21 protein-coding genes are annotated in these 16,465 nt (G+C 62.7%); 12 read left to right on the top strand and 9 right to left on the bottom strand.

Annotated elements, in window-relative coordinates; all coding sequences use genetic code 11:
- Positions 1-56: 56 nt before the first annotated feature.
- The 3 genes from CHB97_RS09430 to CHB97_RS09420 form a co-directional block, all read right to left on the bottom strand.
- Entirely contained in the window at positions 57-1,148 is a 1,092-nt protein-coding gene (locus CHB97_RS09430; RefSeq protein ID WP_089287696.1) for an efflux RND transporter periplasmic adaptor subunit, read from the bottom strand.
- A 294-nt stretch (positions 1,149-1,442) separates the two neighbouring features.
- Positions 1,443-1,742 carry a hypothetical protein gene (locus tag CHB97_RS09425; RefSeq protein ID WP_143270812.1) on the bottom strand — a complete coding sequence of 100 codons (300 nt, stop codon included), beginning with the start codon at positions 1,740-1,742 and terminating at the stop codon, positions 1,443-1,445.
- A gap of 456 nt (positions 1,743-2,198) precedes the next feature.
- Positions 2,199-2,384 (bottom strand): zinc-finger domain-containing protein, encoded by a 186-nt coding sequence (locus CHB97_RS09420; RefSeq protein WP_089287694.1) that lies wholly within the window; start codon positions 2,382-2,384, stop codon positions 2,199-2,201.
- Positions 2,385-2,597: 213 nt separating this feature from the next.
- Between CHB97_RS09420 and CHB97_RS09415 the strand changes: the two genes are divergently transcribed.
- The 5 genes from CHB97_RS09415 (at position 2,598) to CHB97_RS09395 (ending at position 6,648) form a co-directional block, all read left to right on the top strand.
- Positions 2,598-3,599 (top strand): ABC transporter ATP-binding protein, encoded by a 1,002-nt coding sequence (locus CHB97_RS09415; protein ID WP_089287769.1) that lies wholly within the window; start codon positions 2,598-2,600, stop codon positions 3,597-3,599.
- Positions 3,583-4,611: an alpha/beta fold hydrolase gene (locus CHB97_RS09410; RefSeq protein ID WP_089287693.1), complete on the top strand. Its 1,029-nt coding sequence runs from the start codon at positions 3,583-3,585 to the stop codon at positions 4,609-4,611. The genes CHB97_RS09415 and CHB97_RS09410 overlap by 17 nt, the downstream gene beginning before the upstream one ends.
- Positions 4,608-5,471 carry a ChbG/HpnK family deacetylase gene (locus CHB97_RS09405; protein ID WP_089287692.1) on the top strand — a complete coding sequence of 288 codons (864 nt, stop codon included), beginning with the start codon at positions 4,608-4,610 and terminating at the stop codon, positions 5,469-5,471. Before CHB97_RS09410 ends, CHB97_RS09405 begins: the two co-directional genes overlap by 4 nt.
- A gap of 101 nt (positions 5,472-5,572) precedes the next feature.
- Complete coding sequence (locus CHB97_RS09400; RefSeq protein ID WP_089287691.1) at positions 5,573-6,109, top strand: hypothetical protein; 537 nt, start codon at positions 5,573-5,575, stop codon at positions 6,107-6,109.
- Positions 6,110-6,123: 14 nt separating this feature from the next.
- On the top strand, positions 6,124-6,648 hold the full coding sequence (locus tag CHB97_RS09395; RefSeq protein ID WP_089287690.1) for a hypothetical protein: 525 nt from the start codon (positions 6,124-6,126) through the stop codon (positions 6,646-6,648).
- A 331-nt stretch (positions 6,649-6,979) separates the two neighbouring features.
- Here CHB97_RS09395 and CHB97_RS09390 read toward each other — a convergent pair whose 3' ends face one another.
- From CHB97_RS09390 to CHB97_RS26355, 6 genes are all read right to left on the bottom strand, one after another.
- Complete coding sequence (locus CHB97_RS09390) at positions 6,980-7,360, bottom strand: type II toxin-antitoxin system VapC family toxin (protein WP_089287689.1); 381 nt, start codon at positions 7,358-7,360, stop codon at positions 6,980-6,982.
- On the bottom strand, positions 7,357-7,563 hold the full coding sequence (locus tag CHB97_RS09385) for a type II toxin-antitoxin system VapB family antitoxin (RefSeq protein WP_089287688.1): 207 nt from the start codon (positions 7,561-7,563) through the stop codon (positions 7,357-7,359). Before CHB97_RS09385 ends, CHB97_RS09390 begins: the two co-directional genes overlap by 4 nt.
- 251 nt (positions 7,564-7,814) lie before the next feature.
- Positions 7,815-9,014 (bottom strand): NAD(P)/FAD-dependent oxidoreductase, encoded by a 1,200-nt coding sequence (locus CHB97_RS09380; RefSeq protein ID WP_089287768.1) that lies wholly within the window; start codon positions 9,012-9,014, stop codon positions 7,815-7,817.
- Between the two features lie 4 nt (positions 9,015-9,018).
- Positions 9,019-9,438 (bottom strand): alternative ribosome rescue aminoacyl-tRNA hydrolase ArfB, encoded by a 420-nt coding sequence (arfB, locus tag CHB97_RS09375; protein ID WP_089287687.1) that lies wholly within the window; start codon positions 9,436-9,438, stop codon positions 9,019-9,021.
- Positions 9,439-9,995: 557 nt separating this feature from the next.
- On the bottom strand, positions 9,996-10,169 hold the full coding sequence (locus tag CHB97_RS09370) for a hypothetical protein (RefSeq protein WP_200819875.1): 174 nt from the start codon (positions 10,167-10,169) through the stop codon (positions 9,996-9,998).
- A 267-nt stretch (positions 10,170-10,436) separates the two neighbouring features.
- On the bottom strand, positions 10,437-10,898 hold the full coding sequence (locus CHB97_RS26355) for a hypothetical protein (protein ID WP_160105724.1): 462 nt from the start codon (positions 10,896-10,898) through the stop codon (positions 10,437-10,439).
- Here CHB97_RS26355 and CHB97_RS26350 point away from each other — a divergent pair.
- The 7 genes from CHB97_RS26350 (at position 10,897) to CHB97_RS09340 (ending at position 16,461) form a co-directional block, all read left to right on the top strand.
- On the top strand, positions 10,897-11,241 hold the full coding sequence (locus tag CHB97_RS26350) for a ChaB family protein (protein WP_160105722.1): 345 nt from the start codon (positions 10,897-10,899) through the stop codon (positions 11,239-11,241). The two genes, CHB97_RS26355 and CHB97_RS26350, sit on opposite strands and share 2 nt — an antisense overlap.
- Positions 11,242-11,308: 67 nt before the next feature.
- Complete coding sequence (locus tag CHB97_RS09360) at positions 11,309-11,470, top strand: YqaE/Pmp3 family membrane protein (protein ID WP_089287685.1); 162 nt, start codon at positions 11,309-11,311, stop codon at positions 11,468-11,470.
- 497 nt (positions 11,471-11,967) lie between these two features.
- Positions 11,968-13,218 carry a type III PLP-dependent enzyme gene (locus tag CHB97_RS09355; RefSeq protein ID WP_089287684.1) on the top strand — a complete coding sequence of 417 codons (1,251 nt, stop codon included), beginning with the start codon at positions 11,968-11,970 and terminating at the stop codon, positions 13,216-13,218.
- A 151-nt stretch (positions 13,219-13,369) separates the two neighbouring features.
- Entirely contained in the window at positions 13,370-14,794 is a 1,425-nt protein-coding gene (locus CHB97_RS09350; protein WP_089287683.1) for a homospermidine synthase, read from the top strand.
- Positions 14,795-14,860: 66 nt separating this feature from the next.
- Entirely contained in the window at positions 14,861-15,568 is a 708-nt protein-coding gene (locus CHB97_RS25870; RefSeq protein ID WP_143270808.1) for a hypothetical protein, read from the top strand.
- Between the two features lie 90 nt (positions 15,569-15,658).
- Positions 15,659-15,949 carry a DUF1778 domain-containing protein gene (locus tag CHB97_RS09345; protein WP_089287682.1) on the top strand — a complete coding sequence of 97 codons (291 nt, stop codon included), beginning with the start codon at positions 15,659-15,661 and terminating at the stop codon, positions 15,947-15,949.
- Between the two features lie 29 nt (positions 15,950-15,978).
- Positions 15,979-16,461: a GNAT family N-acetyltransferase gene (locus CHB97_RS09340; RefSeq protein ID WP_244559477.1), complete on the top strand. Its 483-nt coding sequence runs from the start codon at positions 15,979-15,981 to the stop codon at positions 16,459-16,461.
- The last annotated feature ends 4 nt before the right edge of the window (positions 16,462-16,465 follow it).

Genomic DNA, 16,465 nt, shown 5'->3' with positions numbered 1-16,465 from the left:
AGGTAGGACAGGGCGCCGCTGGCGCCGACGAAAAACTTACCGGTTGGGCGGCGGCCTCAGCTGGGCCGGGCTGCCGCCTGTGGCACATCGCTGCCGCCACTGATCTTGGCATTGACCGGCAGGCCTTCGCGCACCTTCTGGGTGCCACGGGTGATGATCAGCTCACCGCCCTGCAGGCCCTGGGCCGCCTCCACATTGCCGCCGGAACGCGCGCCGATGGTGATTTCCCGGCGCTGCACCTTGCCCTCCACCACCAGATAAACAAACTGGCGGTCACCAACCGGCACCAGCGCTTCTTCCGGCACCAGCACCACATTGGCGCGGTTTTCCAGCGTCAGCCGCACGGTCATGAACATGCCGGGCCGCAGGCGGCCATCCGGGTTGGGCAGGCGGGCCAGGGCCGCCAGGGTGCGGGTAACGCTGTCGATGCGGGTATCCACCGCCGACAGCGTGCCCTGGAAGGCCTGACCCGGATAGACATTGCTGCTGGCCGCAATCTCCATGCCCTCGCGCAACTGCGGCAATGCGGCTTCCGGCACGGTGAATTCCAGCTTCATCACACCGGTATCATCCAGCGTGGTCACCGGCGTGCCCGGCTGCACCAGGGCGCCGGGGCTGACCTGGCGCAGGCCGGTGGCCCCGCCAAAGGGCGCGCGGATGGTCAGATCCTGCAGGCGGGCCTGGGCGGCGCGCACCGATGCCTCCGCCCCCTGCAGCTGCAGGTTCAGCTCATCCACCTTGGCCTGGGCAATGGCCTGCCGTGGCAGCAGCGCCTTGGAGCGTTCCAGCAGCTGAGCGGCGTTGCGGCGCGTCGCCTCCGCCACGGCCAGATTGGCCCGCACCTCTGTATCATCCAGTTCCAGCAGCACGTCGCCGGCGGAGACCTTCTGTCCTTCCTGGAAACGGATGGTGCGCACCAAGCCGGCGGTCTTGGCGGTCACCGTCACCGCCTCATTGGCGCGCAGGGTGCCCACGGCATCGAACACGACCTTGATCTCCCCCCGGCCAGCGCGGCTGGCCACGACATCCACCGGGCGGGCAGCAACCTGGCGAGGCCCCCCGGTATCCCTGGAACCGGCTGCATACCAGATGCCGCCCCCAATGGCGGCCAGGGCAATGGCGGTGGCGATCTGAAGGGGAAGACGCATAATCCTTTTCCGTTCTTTCGCAGGACGGCCGGTCAGGAAGGGCGACCCAGCGTCAATAGGACAATCAAAGGGACATTCTAACCCGCTGGCGGGCGGAAGAACCGGCTAAAATGACATGGCGCGGGCGACCGGCGTGGCAATGGCGCGGCCGGCCGCCACTTCCGTGAACTGGTTTGCGGATTAGGAGTTAGTGTCTCCCCCCCGGCTCATCTACCGTGGAATTGTTACGGCATTGTAACTAATGCCGCTTGCGCGACACTCTTTTACAATTAAGCCGGAATTGCCCGCACACGGTCAGGCGGCGCTGGATGACTTGCTGGTGTGCGAGCGGGTGATTTCCCATAGGAAAGCCCGGTCCACCGCCGGGTAGCGCGACGGCATCTCCCGCTCGATCTTGTCCATCAGTTCCCGCGCGGCGGGTTTGCCGTTGGCTTCCTCATAAAGCAGGAACCAGGCGGCATAGGTCCGTCCCTGGATGCGCGGGTCAGCATCCTCCGCCAGCGCCGGCAGAACCCAATAGCCGAAGCGCCCATCCGCGCTTTCCCCGACAAAGGGCAACCGCGTGACAGAAAGACGAAGCCGGGGGGGTGTCATGATGCGGGGCAGATCGATCCGGGACGGGGAAGAGGATGGAATGGAAAAATAGGTGACAAAATGGAAACGGATGGATGTTATTAACTTATGGTTTACAGGTAATCGTGCTGAAGTTGCATCATAACACTATAGACGGTGATGCACAGTCTGCAATCGTCTTCATGCATCGTGATCGATAAACTGTGCGAAAGGTCATGTCGACCGGGTTGGCGGGCGCAGGGTGGCGCAACACGGTGCGGCCGGGGTCACGCAGGGCAGCCCTATTTTATCCGGGGGGTGGGAGCGGGCTTCTGGTCGCCCAGCGGCTCAGCGTGGAACCGCAACATGAAAGAGAATTTTCCAAGCCAGCGGTCAGCCGCTGTCGCGCGGCCACAGGCCGGATGGATCGTCCCCCGGCCGGGGTGACATCGGGTCAGCCGGGCCGGGGGGATCAAGACGGCGAGCGTGGCCGCCGGATCAGTGGCCGTGGCCGCCGGCGGCCTTGCTTTCCTCCGTCTGGATATAAAGGCGGCTGCAATAGGGGCAGGTGACCTGACCCGTGGGGGTGAGCGGCAGATAGACCAGCGGGTGGCCCAGCGCCCCGCCACCGCCATCGCAGCCGACGGTATCATCGTCGATGTAGATGGTTTCCAGCGGCTGCATGGGACGTTCCTTTGGATGATGGTGATCACAGATGCGATTTCGCGGCCGCATCATACTACCGCTTGCCATTTGCGCAATGGGCAGGAAGCGGGCGGGATGAATGCATGGAAGCTGCCCCTGCCCCTTGCGCATAAATTGACCCTGCCTGCGGGCGGGTGTAACCCAAGGGCACGCCCGCCCGGTCCCTTTGCCTTGATCCAGGATATGATCGACATGCCCGACAGTGTAAGCCGGACCCTTGCCGCCGATCCGTCCGGCAGCCTGCCCGAAGCCGCCATTGATATCCGCGATCTGCGCAAGACCTATCGCGGCAATGGCAAGGCCCCGCCGAAGGAAGCGCTGAAGGGCATCAACCTGTCGGTGCCGCGCGGGTCCATCTATGGTCTGCTGGGGCCGAATGGCGCGGGCAAAAGCACGACGATCAATATCCTGGCCGGGCTGGTGAACAAAACCGGCGGCACGGCGGCCATTTGGGGCATCGATATCGACCGGCATCCGCGCTCGGCCCGGGCCGCCATCGGCATCGTGCCGCAGGAACTGAACCTGGACCCGTTCTTCACCCCGCGTGAAATTCTGGACCTGCAGGCCGGGCTCTATGGTGTGCCCAAGGCCGAGCGCCAGACCGACCGGCTGCTGGAGGCGGTGGGGCTGAAGGACAAGGCCAATGCCTATGCCCGCACCCTGTCGGGCGGGATGCGCCGCCGGCTGATGGTTGCCAAGGCCATGGTCCATGCCCCGCCCGTGCTGGTGCTGGATGAGCCGACGGCTGGCGTGGACGTCGAACTGCGGCAAAGCCTGTGGGCCTATGTGCGCGAACTGAATCAGGCCGGCACCACGGTGGTGCTGACCACGCATTATCTGGAAGAAGCCCAAGAGCTGTGTGACACCATCGCCATCGTCAATCATGGTCAGGTGGTGGCCTGCGAATCGAAGGAGGCCCTGCTGGGCCGCATCGATGCTAAGGAAATGGTGGTGACGCTGGAAGCACCGCTGGCGGCGGTGCCTAGCGAACTGGCGGGCTATGATGTCAGCCTGCCGACCCCGCAGCGGCTGGTGGTGCGCTACCGTCCCAGCCAGACGCGGGTGGCCGATCTGCTGGGCGCTATGGCGACGGCCGGCCTGTCGGTGAAGGATCTCTCCATCGTTGAAAGCGATCTGGAGGATGTGTTCCTGCAGCTTACCCGCGCGCCTGCCACGGATGCCGATTATCGCTGAAAACGGCCGGCTGCGGCCGGGCCTGTTGATCCGGCTGCTGGCGCTGCTGGGCTGTTTTCTGGTCAGCGGCTGTGCCGGCACCTATCAACCGATGGGGCCGGCACACACCATGCCCGCCCTGGCGGCGGAACGGCTGACCCTGGCCGACGGGCTGTCTGTGCCGCTGCGGCGCTGGGAACCGGCGGCGGGGGTGCGGCCGCGTGCCGTCATCCTGGCCCTGCATGGCTTCAATGATTATGGCAATGCCTTTGCCCTGCCGGGCCGGTACTGGGCCGGGCAGGGGATTGTCACCCTGGCCTATGACCAGCGCGGATTCGGCGATACGCCCAACCGCGGCATCTGGCCCGGCATCCCCACACTGGGGGCCGATCTTTCGGCCGCCATTGCTGCCGTGCGCGCGGCCTATCCCGATCTGCCGTTTTATGTGCTGGGGGAAAGCATGGGCGGGGCGGTGGTGGCCAGCCGCTTTGCTGGCCAGCCTTTGCCGGAAGGGGTGGCCGGGTTGATTCTGTCCGCACCCGCCGTCTGGTCACGGTCGACCATGCCCTTTTACCAGCGCTGGGCCCTGGCGCTGGCCGGCTGGACCGTGCCCTGGATGGAACTGACGCCGCCGCGCGGGCTGAAAATCCAGGCGTCCGACAATATCCCCATGCTGGTGGCGCTGGGCCGCGACCCGCTGATGATCCGCGCCACGCGGGTGGATGCGGTGCGCGGGCTGACCGATCTGATGGATCAGGCCATGGCGGCCATGGGTCATCTGCCGGGCCCCACCCTGGTGATGTATGGGCAGCATGAACAGGTGATCCCGCCGGTCCCGGTGGCCCAGGCCCTGGCCAGCCTGCCCCCGCGCCCCGATATCCGCCGCGTGCGCTATCCGCAGGGCTGGCACATGCTGTTGCGGGATTTGCAGGCGGAAATTGTCTGGCGCGATGTGGCGGCCTTTGTCGGCAACCCCGCCGCCCCGCTGCCCAGCGGGCTGGAAGGGGCGCCAGCGGAGAAGCCCGGATCATGAGCCAGATTCCCGTCACCCTGATTGCCGATGATTACGCGCTCGCCCCCGGCATCAGCGAGGCGGTGCTGGAACTGGCGGCAGCCGGGCGCCTGTCCGGTACGGGGGCCATGGTGCCAAGTCCGCTCTGGCCCGACCATGCCCGCCGGCTGGCCACTGCCCCGGCCGGGTTCCAGGCCGGACTGCACCTGACCCTGACCGGCGGCCTGTCGCCGCTGGGCGATCTGGGGGCATTGGCACCCGGTGGGCAGTTGCCAGGGATCGACCGTTGGATGGGCTGGTCGCTCAGCGGCCGGCTGCGTGATCCGGCCCCCCGCCGCCTGATCGCGGCGGAGATTGCCCGCCAGTTGGACCGGTTTGAGGATGCGCTGGGCCGCGCGCCGGATTTCATCGACGGGCACCAGCATGTGCATCTGCTGCCCGGCATCCGCGGGCCGCTGCTGGATGAAATGGCGCGGCGCTATCCCGCTGGCCGCGTCTGGCTGCGCAATTGTGCGGCGGGGCCGGGTGCCATTCTGGCCCGCGGTGTCGCCCCGGCCAAGGCGGGGCTGATCGCCGCCCTGGCCCTGGGGCTGGCGGCGGCGGCGCAGCGTCGCGGCATTCCCACCAACCGGGGCTTCGCCGGGGTCTATGGATTTGACGGGGATTTCCCGGCCCGGATGCGGCGATTCCTGACCAGGGCCCGGCCGGGCCTGCTGGTGATGGTGCATCCGGGATATCCTGATGAAATTCTGGCCGCCCTGGACCCGTTGACGGAACCACGATTGGCCGAACTGCATTATCTGGCCAGCCCGGCCTTTGCTGATGATCTGGCCCGGGCAGATTTGGTTGTGGCGCGCGGCCAAACTATCCCTTTGGGTTAGGCACTACCGCGCGACCGTGGTAATTATTGATGATATCCTGACGGCGTTGGCCGTTTGTCGGCCGCGTATTCGCCCATTTCTGCTGCGCGAAGGTTGCCCCGTTGGAAGTCAATCTCACCCTGTTCGTCGTCGCCCTGCTGGCCGCCATCGGCGCGGTCAGCATCGCGCTCGTCCGGCAGGTGCTGTTCTATTCCAGGCGTGCGCAATTACTGCGCCAGAAGGAGCGCAACCGGGAGCTTCACCGCAAGCAGGAAGAATTGAAGGAAAATTACCGCCAGGCCCAGGAAAGGGTGCGCCAGGCGGAGGTGGACCGCAAGGCCATGGCTAACCAGCTGGCGGAGGCCAAGCGCCGGGTGCAGCAGGCCGAACAGGATAATTACGTCATCGTGCATGAGCTGGGGGAGCCGGCGGGTGGCCGCCAGCTCTTCCAATCCACCATGACCCTGGCCAGCAGTTTCACTATCGGCCAGACGCTGGTGAAGGATTGCAAGCTGCGCAATGTCCGCCATCTGGTGGAAATCTGGGCGGACAATGCCGATGAGGCGGGCAAGATGTTGCGCGCCACCTTCTCGGCCGATGCCGGGTTCAGCCCGTCGCGTCCCATCCCGCCCCCGGCGGGTATCATGGCGGCGGAATAGGGGCGGGGGCGCGCATGTTCATCCATGTCGGCTTGATCCTGCTGATTCTGGTCTCCATCACCTATGCCGCCGCCGTGCTGCGCAAGATCGAAGGGGATGTGGTGCAGCATCAGCGTGACATGCGCACGCTGGAGGAGGAGCATCACCAGCTGGAGGTGGCGTGCAACACATTGGGCGAATTGCTGTCGCAGGTGGGCGATGAACTGGCCAGCGCCCAGGCAGAGGTGATGCGCCTGAGTGATGAGAAGGCGCAGCAGGAAGCGGCCCTGGCCGCCCTGGAGGAGGCACCCAAGCAACGCCTGTTCCTGGTTGACCGCGCCACGCTGACCCAGGCGAAATTATGGGAAGTGACGATCCTCAATGGGGGCGCTGGCAATGGACCGGGTGTTCCGGTGGCCACCAGCATGGAATGGGCGGCCGGCCGCACCTATCTGATCGCCGGTGCCACCGACCGCGATGCGCGCTACCGGGCGGAACCACGCTTCCCCTCCGGCCAGGGTTATCGCATCGCCAAGATCGAACGGTTCCGCCGGGCTTGAGCCGGCGGTTGCTGGTCTGCAACCCGCCCAAAGATCAACCTTCAGGCGGGTTGGTATGCCATCATGTTCTCTATGAGTTCGTCTGAAAACTTTTCCTTCTCTCTCAACATGTTAATGGTTTAATCCCGTCACCCCTGCGAAGGCCGGGGTCCAGTTTCGTAGAGCAAAGCGCCTGTGATTCTGGGCCCCGGCCGCAGCATGGGTGACGGTAGCATTTGAAGATAAGACGTGTAAGACGTTGAGATAATGTGAAACTTTCCGGACAGACTCTATGGTATGAATTACCTCACTTTAGGACCAGATCAGCAGCTTTCGCAGCCGCTTCATCATCCTAATGCTTTACCGGTTGAAAACCTGCATCGAACTGGCTGGCGATTTCTGCGAGGCGTTTGTCGAGTGTCCATAGTTTGGCGTCGGGGGTGATCAATGTTGAGGCCAACAGGCACATATCGACCAAGCCGCAGCCCCTGCCATAGAGACGCTCCCGTTCGATGAAATCGATGACCTCACGAAGGGTGGCCTGCTTGCAGGGTCGAAGCATGGCGATGCTGCGCAAGGTACCCGCGCGTGGTTGTGGCGGCGTTCCACAGGCCAGTTCGGCCGTCACCATGGGATGAACCAGAGCCAAGTCCGCCTCAATCAGATCGACCAAGGCGGGATTTCCATTTCTAAAATGGTCAACCCAAACCGAGGTGTCGATCAGCACGTTCATTGGGTCACAGGATCCCTGTGCCGGGGAATGTCCTGCATGGCCGGAACCGTACCACCCAGGGCAGCCAAGCGTTTCGCAGCCTGCACCCGCACATAGACCTTGATCGCCTCGCGCACGAGGTCCGACGCACTGGACACATCTGGATCGGCGAATTCCAGCGCCTGCTCATAGAGCGCATCATCAACCGAAATCGTGGTTCGCATGGATGCCTCGCATCAATTTTGATGAAAAAATACATCAATGCCAGCGCCCAAGCAAGCGTCCACAGGGGGCACACAGATGGCAATACAGCGCATCGCCCAGAAACTGACGGAGCAACGCGTCAGCATTTGCGCGTCATATGGCCTTTCCGCTGAGAGTCCTTGAGCGGGCGGCTTGTTTTAGGTGTGGCTATGACCACGCAGGAGCCGGCCAGGTGGAGATCGTCCCCCGGCTGTACAGGTTGGAACGTAACTCAGGCAGCCATGCCGGCCGCGTGGCCGCTGGACCAGGCCCACTGGAAATTATAGCCGCCCAGCCAGCCGGTAACGTCCACCGCTTCCCCCACCACATAAAGGCCGGGGATCTTTTTCGCCTCCATGGTTTTGGAGGAAAGCTCGGCCGTATCCACGCCGCCCAGCGTCACCTCGGCTGTGCGATAGCCCTCGGTGCCATTGGGGCTGACGCGCCATTGGTGCAGCGCCTGGGCCAGGGCCGTCAGGTCGGCATCGCGCAGATCGGCCATCGGGCGGCTGGTCAGCGGCTGCGGGCCGATCAGGTCGGTTTCAAACAGCCGCTCCCCAAAGCGGCGGGGCAGCAATTCGCCCAGGATGGTGCGCAGCTCTGCCTTGTGCCTTGTCCGCTTCAGCCCCTTCAGATGCTCGGCCAGCGGCAGATCGGGTGACAGGTCGATGGTCACATCCAACCCCTCCCGCCAATAGGAGGAAATTTGCAGGATGGAGGGGCCGGACAGGCCGCGATGGGTGATCAGCAGCGCCTCGCGGAAACGGCCCTTGCCACAGGTGACGGTGGCTTCCAGCGGCACGCCCGACAGGTCGCGCAGCTTTTCCAGGTCGCGGTCGGCAAAGGTCAGCGGCACCAGGGCCGGGCGCGGCTCCACCAGCGCCAGCCCCCATTGCCGCGCCAGCCGGAAGGCGAAATCCGTCGCCCCCATCTTGGGGATGGAAGGACCGCCGGTGGCCAGGATGAAACTGTCGCCCGTGATCTCCCCCCGGCTGGTGGCGAGCGCAAAGCCGCCGCCGGGCTGTGGGGAAACCTTGTCGATGCGGCATTGGGTGGCGATATCCACCCCGGCATCGGCGCATTCAGCCAGCAGCAGATCAACAATCTGTTTGGCGCCATCATCACAGAACAGCTGGCCCAGCTTCTTCTCGTGCCATTTCACCCCGTGGCGATCCACCAGGGCGATGAAATCATGCTGGCTGTAGCGTTTCAGCGCGGAGATGCAGAAATGCGGGTTCTGCGACAGGAACCGGTCAGGTTTGGCGTCCAGATTGGTGAAATTGCAGCGCCCGCCGCCGGAGATCAGGATCTTCGATCCCACCTTCTCGGCATGGTCCAGCACCAATACGCGGCGACCGCGTCGTCCGGCGAAAATGGCGGCGAACAGGCCGGCGGCCCCACCGCCGGCAATCACGACATCATAATGCGGCATCATCTCAATCCAGCCCGACCTTGCCGCGCATCTTCTTGATGCCAGCGCGGTTGCCCTTTTCATCCAGCCGGCGGACCTTGGACGCCTTGGTGGGGCGGGTGGCCCGGCGCGGCGCCTGGCGTTCCGCCGCCTTGGCCAAAATCTCCACCAGCCGTTCCTTGGCCTCTTCCCGGTTCCGCTCCTGGCTGCGGTGGGCCTGGGCCACCAGCACCAGCACGCCCTCCGCCGTCAGCTTCCGCCCGGCCACCCCGCGCACCCGCTGTTTCAGCCAGTCCGGCAGGGACGGGGAATTGGCCACGTCGAAGCGCAATTGCACCGCCGTTTCCACCTTATTGACATTCTGCCCCCCCGGCCCCCCGGCGCGCAGGAAGCTCTCCTGCAGCTCCTCCTCCGCGATGGAAATATAGGGGGTGATGGGGATCATGGGGCAGACGTCCGGGGCTGGGCGGGGATTCTGCTCCCTGCCTACAGCAATGGGGTGGGGTTGGGAAGGGGCGGGCTGCCCTGCGTCCCCGCCGGCGAAGGCGGGGTGTATAACAGCTAATCGGCGAACCGTGTCGCACTTCCGCATATAAAAGAATAGGCAAGACGCCAGCTTTTCCCTTCTGGGGAGAGTGGCGTCTTGCCTATTATCTCCTCGTGGCGTTGTAGGGGGCGGATAGGCCACCCCCCGTCACACGAAGGAGCAACCGGGATTTTCGGACTAAAACAGCCCAGCTCCTTTGAACTGGAAATCTCGTTCCTCGGCGTGAAGCTGCGGATCACGATCCAGTTCTAAGGGTCGCCGGGGCGGGTGGCACCACCCCGGCGACCCTTAGAATATAAGGCGAATGGCCTCGCCACGCAAGCAGGCCCAGGACTTCGAGCGCGCAGGAAGCTCGCCTGCATCTCCGTCCTCCGCGATGGCGATAGAGGGGTGATGGGGAATGGGGCCGGTGCGGCGTGGGATCATGTGCCCCCACTTGCAGCAATGGGGACGCATCAGTGCGTTGCGTGCGCCAGTTCCAGCGCCAGATGCTGCGCCACGCCGACGCGATCCTGTATCAGCAAGCTGCCGATGCGTTCGGCTTTCTTGGCTTCTATGGTCGCAATCTTGGCCGTGCGTACCACGGATTCCGCCGGCAGGCCGGCTTGTCCCAGATCGGATATCGCCACATCGCCGGACGGCGTTCCCGGACCGGACGATCCGTATAGGGAAAGGGAACCTTGATGATATCCCAGGCTTCAAAGTCCAGCATAGGCCCGCCGATCGGCATCACTGTCCCATTCGCCAAAGGTGGCAAAGGGATCGTCGGTCTGCTCCTTGCTGGCCAGTTTGCTGGTGATCATGATCACCCCTGGTAAGGATAGCCCTTGGCTGAAAAGGTAAGGGAATTCCTTACTAGGAACAAGGATTCGTCGGCTCACCCTGGCAAGTGAACGTCACTCCCCCGGTGGCACCGGCTTGCGATCCGGCACCGGGGAGGATTGCACCGGCGACGGTTTGCCCGGCGCCCGGCCGTGGCTGATGCGCGGGGCCGGCATATCTGCCCCCGGCAGGGGCTGGCCCTGGCCCAGGCTGTTGCGCAAGGCTTCATCGCCCGGTGTCATCGGCACCGCACCCGGCCCTTGCAGCGAACGGGTGATCTGGTCGGCCTGCAGACGGTTGCTGGTGGCCTCCCGCTGCTGCATCGGGTCCGGTGGCAAGACACCCAGCGACCGGTCCTCCGACCGGGTGCGCAGGCTGTCCGCCTGGGCGCGGTCGCGCTCCACCGACAGGGCCGACGGGCCCCGAATGGGCGTGGTGCCGGGGGCCGGGCTCAGCAGCGGGTTGTCCGCCAGGGCGGGGGCCGCCAGCAGGCCAAGGGCCAGCATCAGGCCAAGGAGGTGGATGCGGTTTGTCATGATCCAGATATGGGTGCGGGCCGGGGCAGCGCACAGGGGGGCGGTGGGAACCACCGCAGCGATGCCGGGTTTTGTCACCATAGCTTTGTCGATGGAGATCCCCATGCGCTATGAGAGCGAGACTGACCTGCCCGACAGCGTGCGCAACCAGTTGCCGGCGCCGGCCCAGGCGATTTTCCGTCAGGCCTATAACGCCGCCTGGGATGATTGGCAGGAGCCGGAAGACCCGGACATCGTTCATTCCGGCCGTGATGATGCCGCTCAACTGGCCGCCTGGGCCGCCGTGCGGGAACGGTATGAACGGGACGCGGCGGATATCTGGCAGCCCAAGCCGGCGGCTTGAGCCTGCGGGAACCGGTGCGACGCTCATCCGTTAGCAAACAAAGGCTTCAACGCGAAAGGGCTATGCCATGGACCTCCTCCGCATCATCCTTGCCATCCTGCTGCCGCCGCTGGGCGTGTTTTTACAGGTGGGGTTCGGGATGCATTTCTGGCTGAATATCCTGTTGACGATATTGGGCTATATCCCCGGCATCATCCACGCCATCTGGGTCATTGTGAAAGTGAAATGATCAGGGCAGTCCCGGCGCATGGGGCCCATGCGCCGGGGAATTGTGAAATTTTCTGTCCTGACCTTAAAGATGCTTGCGTCCCGCAGCCATTTGCATAAATAACAGCATCAGACGCACCCGCACGTGCCCCTGGCCCTTGCGGCATCCGCCATCCTGGCGCTGCCCCTGGTGTTTATGCAACGACGTCAGGCGTCCTTTTTGGCAGAACCGGTCAACCGTGGGCCGGTCCCGAGAGGGAAGTCGATATGAACGCCGTTATGCCCAAAGGGGCCATGTTAGGCTGAGGCCTTCTCTGGTTTCTCTCGTCTGTTGACGCTTTGAGGTTCACTGCCATCCCCATCGGGGCCGCAGGATCGACCCGGCAATCACGACGCGACGCCAGACCCTTTCCCCACCGCACCCGGCACCGCTTGGCTTTGCGCCATTCGCGGGCCTGATCCAGTTTTTCATGCCGTCCGGCAGCCCTGAACGGGCCGGGCGGCAGCGGGGATTTTGTCATGGCGCATATCCGCTTCCGTTCCGCCGTTGCACCGCTGCGTCGCAACCTGTTCACCCGTCCGGCCACTCTGCCCACCGTCGACCGGATGGTGGCGGATTTGCAGCCGGCGGAGCCGATGCATTGCATCCGCCCGCAGGTGCTGGTCAGCACCGCCCGCCGTTTCATCGATCTGTTCGGGGCGGCCACGGGCGGCGATGTGCTGTATGCGGTGAAGTGCAACCCAGATCCGGCCTTCCTGCGCGCGCTTTATCGCGGTGGTGTGCGTCATTTCGATTGCGCCTCGCCGGCGGAAATCCGCGTCGTGCGCCAGATGTTCAGCGATGCGCAGATCCATTACATGCATCCGGTGAAGAACCGTGCTGCCATCGCCAAGGCGTGGAATGAATTCGCCGTGCGCGACTTCTCCCTGGATAGCCAGGAGGAGTTGGACAAGATCCTGGCCGTCACCGGCAAGGCGCCGGCCGATCTGGGCCTGTTCATCCGGCTGGCCATGCCCAAGTCGGCGGCGGCCTATGATCTGTCCGGCAAGTTCGGGGCCACGCTGGAACAGGCGGTCGAATTGCTGCGCCGCGCCCGCCCGCGGGCGGCACGGCTGGGCATCTGCTTCCATGTCGGCAGCCAGATGATGGACCCGGCCGCTTACGAGGTGGGGCTGGCCATTGCCGGCCGCGTCATCCAGGCGGCTGGGGTCGCCATTGATGTGGTGGATGTGGGTGGCGGCTTCCCGGTCAGCTATCCGGATATGGACCCGCCCGACCTGCGGCTTTACATGGATGCCATCGCCCGTGGCGTGCAGGCGCTGGACCTGCCCGCCGGCACCCGCATCTGGTGCGAACCGGGCCGTGCCCTGGTGGCCGGCGGCGGTTCGGTGGTGGTGCAGGTGGAACGCCGGCGCGGGGATGAGCTGTTCATCAATGATGGCGTCTATGGCAGCCTGTCGGATGCCGGGGTGCCGGCCTTCCGCTTTCCCTGCCGGCTGATTCGCCGCAGCGATGCCGATCTGGTGGCTTTCAGCTTCTGGGGCCCCACCTGTGACAGTGCCGACCGCATGAAGGGCCCCTTCCTGCTGCCGGCCGATATTCAGGAAGGCGACTGGATCGAAATCGGCCAGCTGGGTGCCTATGGCGCCACCCTGCGGACGGAGTTCAACGGCTTCGATCAGGCCCGTCTGGTGGAGGTGGTGGACAGCCCGCTGCTGGCCACGCCGGGCCATGCCATCGCGCCACAGTTGCCAGAAATGGCCGCTTAGGTCACTCTATGGTCACAAGTTAACCACAGCACGGCTCCGACCACACGGTCGGGGCCGTGCATTCCTGTTGTCTGCGTTCACCCTGAACCGTCAACTACCACAAGCCAAGAGGCACCCATAGGCGGGTAATAGCCCCGGAGCAAAAGCGAAAATGACCCAATATCAGAAGCATTGTGCCCTTCCTGGGCGTCTTGTGATGGTCGGTTTCGGCAGCATAGGCCAAGGCGTGCTGCCCCTGATTCTGAGGCATATCGAAATCAAACCTCAGAACATCACCATCGTCACGGCGGACGAGCGTGGACACGGTGAGGCTGACTATTTCGGCATCAAGTTCGTCAAGAACCCGCTGACCCGCGAGAATTATCGTTCCATCCTGGAACCATTGCTGAACAAGGGGGATTTCCTGCTCAACCTGTCGGTTGACGTCTCCTCCGTCTCGCTGGTCGAACTGTGCGCCGAGAAGGGCGCGCTTTATCTGGACACCTGTATCGAGCCCTGGCCCGGCGGCTATACCGATCCCAGCCTGACGCCGAGCCAGCGGTCGAACTATGCCCTGCGCGAAACGGCGCTGGCGATGCGGGAAAAGTTGGGGACCAGTGCCCCGACGGCGGTGCTGACCCATGGCGCCAATCCGGGCTTGGTGTCGCATTTCGTCAAGCAGGCCATGCTGAACATCGCGGAAGATACCGGCCGCGATGTCGCGGTGCCGACGGACCGCGCCGGCTGGGCCAAGCTGGCGCAGGAACTGGGCGTGAAGGTGATCCATGTCGCCGAACGCGACACCCAGATTTCCAGCGTGCCCAAGCGCCGGGGGGAGTTCGTCAATACCTGGTCGATCGACGGCTTCATTTCCGAGGGCTGCCAGCCGGCGGAACTGGGTTGGGGCACGCATGAGGCGACGTTCCCGCCCGATGGCATCCGGCATGATTATGGCTGTCAGGCCGGCATCATCCTGAACCGGCCGGGCGTGACCCAGCGGGTGCGCACCTGGACGCCGATGGAAGGCCCCTTCCATGGCTTCCTGATCACCCATAGCGAGGCCCTGTCCATCCCCGATTACCTGACGGTGCGGGATGAGGCCGGCAACGCCATCTATCGCCCGACCTGCCATTATGCCTATCACCCCTGCGACGATGCGGTGAAATCGATCCACGAATTCGCCGGCAAGAATTATGTGCAGCAGGAAACCCAGCGCCTGTTGATGAAGGAAATCATCGAGGGCGTGGACGAACTGGGCGTGCTGCTGGCCGGGCACGAGAAGGGAGCCTATTGGTACGGTTCCCAGCTTTCCTGTGCCGAGGCGCGCGAATTGGTGGAGTTCAACAGCGCCACCAGCCTGCAGGTGACGGTGGCGGCCCTGTCCGGCATGATCTGGGCCATTGAGAACCCGGATCGCGGCATCGTGGAAGCCGACGATATGGATTTCCAGCGCTGCCTGGATATCTGTATGCCCTATCTGGGGCCGGTGGTTGGTGCCTATACCGACTGGACGCCGCTGGAGGGCCGGAACAAGCTGTTCCCGGAGGATGTGGATATGTCTGACCCGTGGCAGTTCAAGAATATCCGGGTGGTGTGATCTTGTTGAGGCCGGGAGCACAAAGCTCCCGGTTCTATCTAGAAAATCTAAGACGTAATATTTAAGATGACGATACAGCATAGACAAGAAATACATAATGCAATTCGTCTGTGGATGGCGAGTCTTGATTCTGTGCCTGGGTGGCGGGAATGGAACAAGAAAAAAATGCACGCCACTATGTTTTTTGATGGTGTTGTTCCTGTTTGTGAAATTGATGAATTTATTTTTCCTGATAAAATAGAAAAACAACATGAAATTGTTATGTCATATTTCTATTTAGAAGATTCAATTTTAGATATGAAGAATGTGGAATTTTATTTTAGGCGATATCCCTTCAGAGGCCTTCCGATATCGAGGTACAGCCATATCACTAATGTATGTGAGATGTATTTCAATAAATTCTATGAATTTTCCGAAAGAACAAAAAAGCACTTCGAAAAAATAAAAAAATACAATCCCGAAACTAAAGCAAATTTTGGAAAATTCATTTCTAGATTTAAAAAGGAATTTGAGTGCGAGCTCAAAGAAAGAAATCTTACACACCATCACAGAAAATTTCAAGATATATCAATAGATAGATTGTTCATAACGGATGTGCTTTCTGATAACGAAATTGACAAGAATATGGTGCGACTGTTGGATTTTAGATACAGAGAAGTTAGAAATGAATGGGTCAACAGAGTGCGCGCAAGAAGTGCAAAGGCTGAATTATATCTGAATTCTGTAGCTGATTTTACAGTAAAATCATGCGATTTCCTGCGTATCGATGTATAAAGTAATGTATTGCAATCAAAAAATTTGAAAAATAGCTTTCATTTTGCCGGCAATTGGCCGTACGATATCCTCTCTATGGGAGCTAGCCTCATGCCCAACGTCACCACACCCCGCACCCGTGCCGAGCGGCTGGAAGCCCGCGTCACCGCCGAGCAGAAGCGACTGATCGAACAGGCTGCTGCCTTGCAGGGCCGCAGCCTGACGGATTTTGTGCTGTCCAGCGTGCAGGACGCGGCCAAGCGGACCATTGAGGAACATCAGCGGCTGGAATTGTCCCTGCGCGACAGCGAAGCCTTCGTCGAGGCCCTGCTGAATCCGCCGGCCCCGAATGACCGGTTGCGGGAAACGGTGGGCCGTTATCGGCAGGCGATGGGCGTCTGATCACCGTGGCAGGGGATCGACCCTTGCGGGTGGAGCCGCTGGCCGCCCACCATCCGCGTGACCGTTTCACCAGCGGTGTGCCGGCACTGGACCGATATTTCCGCGCGCAGGCTGGCCAGGATGCCCGCAAACATCTGGCGGCCAGTTTTGTGCTGGTGGATGGTACGGATCAGGTGCTGGGCTATTACACCCTGTCCGCCAGTTCCATTCTGTTGACCGAACTACCGGATACCATCACCAAGCGACTGCCCCGCTATCCCTTGATCCCGGCCATCCTGCTGGGACGGCTGGCGGTTGATCAAGGGCAACAGGGCAAGGGGCTGGGGCGCTTTCTGTTGGCCGATGCGCTTCACCGCGCCTGTCGCAGCGACATTGCGGCTTTTGCGGTCATAGTGGATGCCAAGGATGACGCGGCGGCCGGGTTCTATCGCCGGGAAGGGTTCCAGCCTTTCACGGACCGGCCGCTGAAACTGTTCCTGCCGATGGCAACCATCCGTTCCCTGTTCGCCTGAGCCT

Source organism: Azospirillum sp. RU38E (assembly GCF_900188385.1).
GTDB lineage: Bacteria > Pseudomonadota > Alphaproteobacteria > Azospirillales > Azospirillaceae > Niveispirillum.
This window is presented reverse-complemented; position numbering and strand designations above follow the sequence as displayed.

Coding starts and splice junctions, on each gene's coding strand:
- CHB97_RS09415 (WP_089287769.1), top strand. CDS start 2,598: ATGCCCGACAGTGTAAGCCGGACCCTTGCCGCCGATCCGTCCGGCAGC.
- CHB97_RS09395 (WP_089287690.1), top strand. CDS start 6,124: ATGTTCATCCATGTCGGCTTGATCCTGCTGATTCTGGTCTCCATCACC.
- CHB97_RS26355 (WP_160105724.1), bottom strand. CDS start 10,898: ATGACAAACCGCATCCACCTCCTTGGCCTGATGCTGGCCCTTGGCCTG.
- CHB97_RS09380 (WP_089287768.1), bottom strand. CDS start 9,014: ATGCCGCATTATGATGTCGTGATTGCCGGCGGTGGGGCCGCCGGCCTG.
- CHB97_RS09390 (WP_089287689.1), bottom strand. CDS start 7,360: ATGAACGTGCTGATCGACACCTCGGTTTGGGTTGACCATTTTAGAAAT.
- CHB97_RS09405 (WP_089287692.1), top strand. CDS start 4,608: ATGAGCCAGATTCCCGTCACCCTGATTGCCGATGATTACGCGCTCGCC.
- CHB97_RS09385 (WP_089287688.1), bottom strand. CDS start 7,563: ATGCGAACCACGATTTCGGTTGATGATGCGCTCTATGAGCAGGCGCTG.
- CHB97_RS09355 (WP_089287684.1), top strand. CDS start 11,968: ATGGCGCATATCCGCTTCCGTTCCGCCGTTGCACCGCTGCGTCGCAAC.
- CHB97_RS26350 (WP_160105722.1), top strand. CDS start 10,897: ATGATCCAGATATGGGTGCGGGCCGGGGCAGCGCACAGGGGGGCGGTG.
- CHB97_RS09345 (WP_089287682.1), top strand. CDS start 15,659: ATGCCCAACGTCACCACACCCCGCACCCGTGCCGAGCGGCTGGAAGCC.
- CHB97_RS09410 (WP_089287693.1), top strand. CDS start 3,583: ATGCCGATTATCGCTGAAAACGGCCGGCTGCGGCCGGGCCTGTTGATC.
- arfB (WP_089287687.1), bottom strand. CDS start 9,438: ATGATCCCCATCACCCCCTATATTTCCATCGCGGAGGAGGAGCTGCAG.
- CHB97_RS09350 (WP_089287683.1), top strand. CDS start 13,370: ATGACCCAATATCAGAAGCATTGTGCCCTTCCTGGGCGTCTTGTGATG.
- CHB97_RS09420 (WP_089287694.1), bottom strand. CDS start 2,384: ATGCAGCCGCTGGAAACCATCTACATCGACGATGATACCGTCGGCTGC.
- CHB97_RS09430 (WP_089287696.1), bottom strand. CDS start 1,148: ATGCGTCTTCCCCTTCAGATCGCCACCGCCATTGCCCTGGCCGCCATT.
- CHB97_RS09425 (WP_143270812.1), bottom strand. CDS start 1,742: ATGACACCCCCCCGGCTTCGTCTTTCTGTCACGCGGTTGCCCTTTGTC.
- CHB97_RS25870 (WP_143270808.1), top strand. CDS start 14,861: ATGACGATACAGCATAGACAAGAAATACATAATGCAATTCGTCTGTGG.
- CHB97_RS09360 (WP_089287685.1), top strand. CDS start 11,309: ATGGACCTCCTCCGCATCATCCTTGCCATCCTGCTGCCGCCGCTGGGC.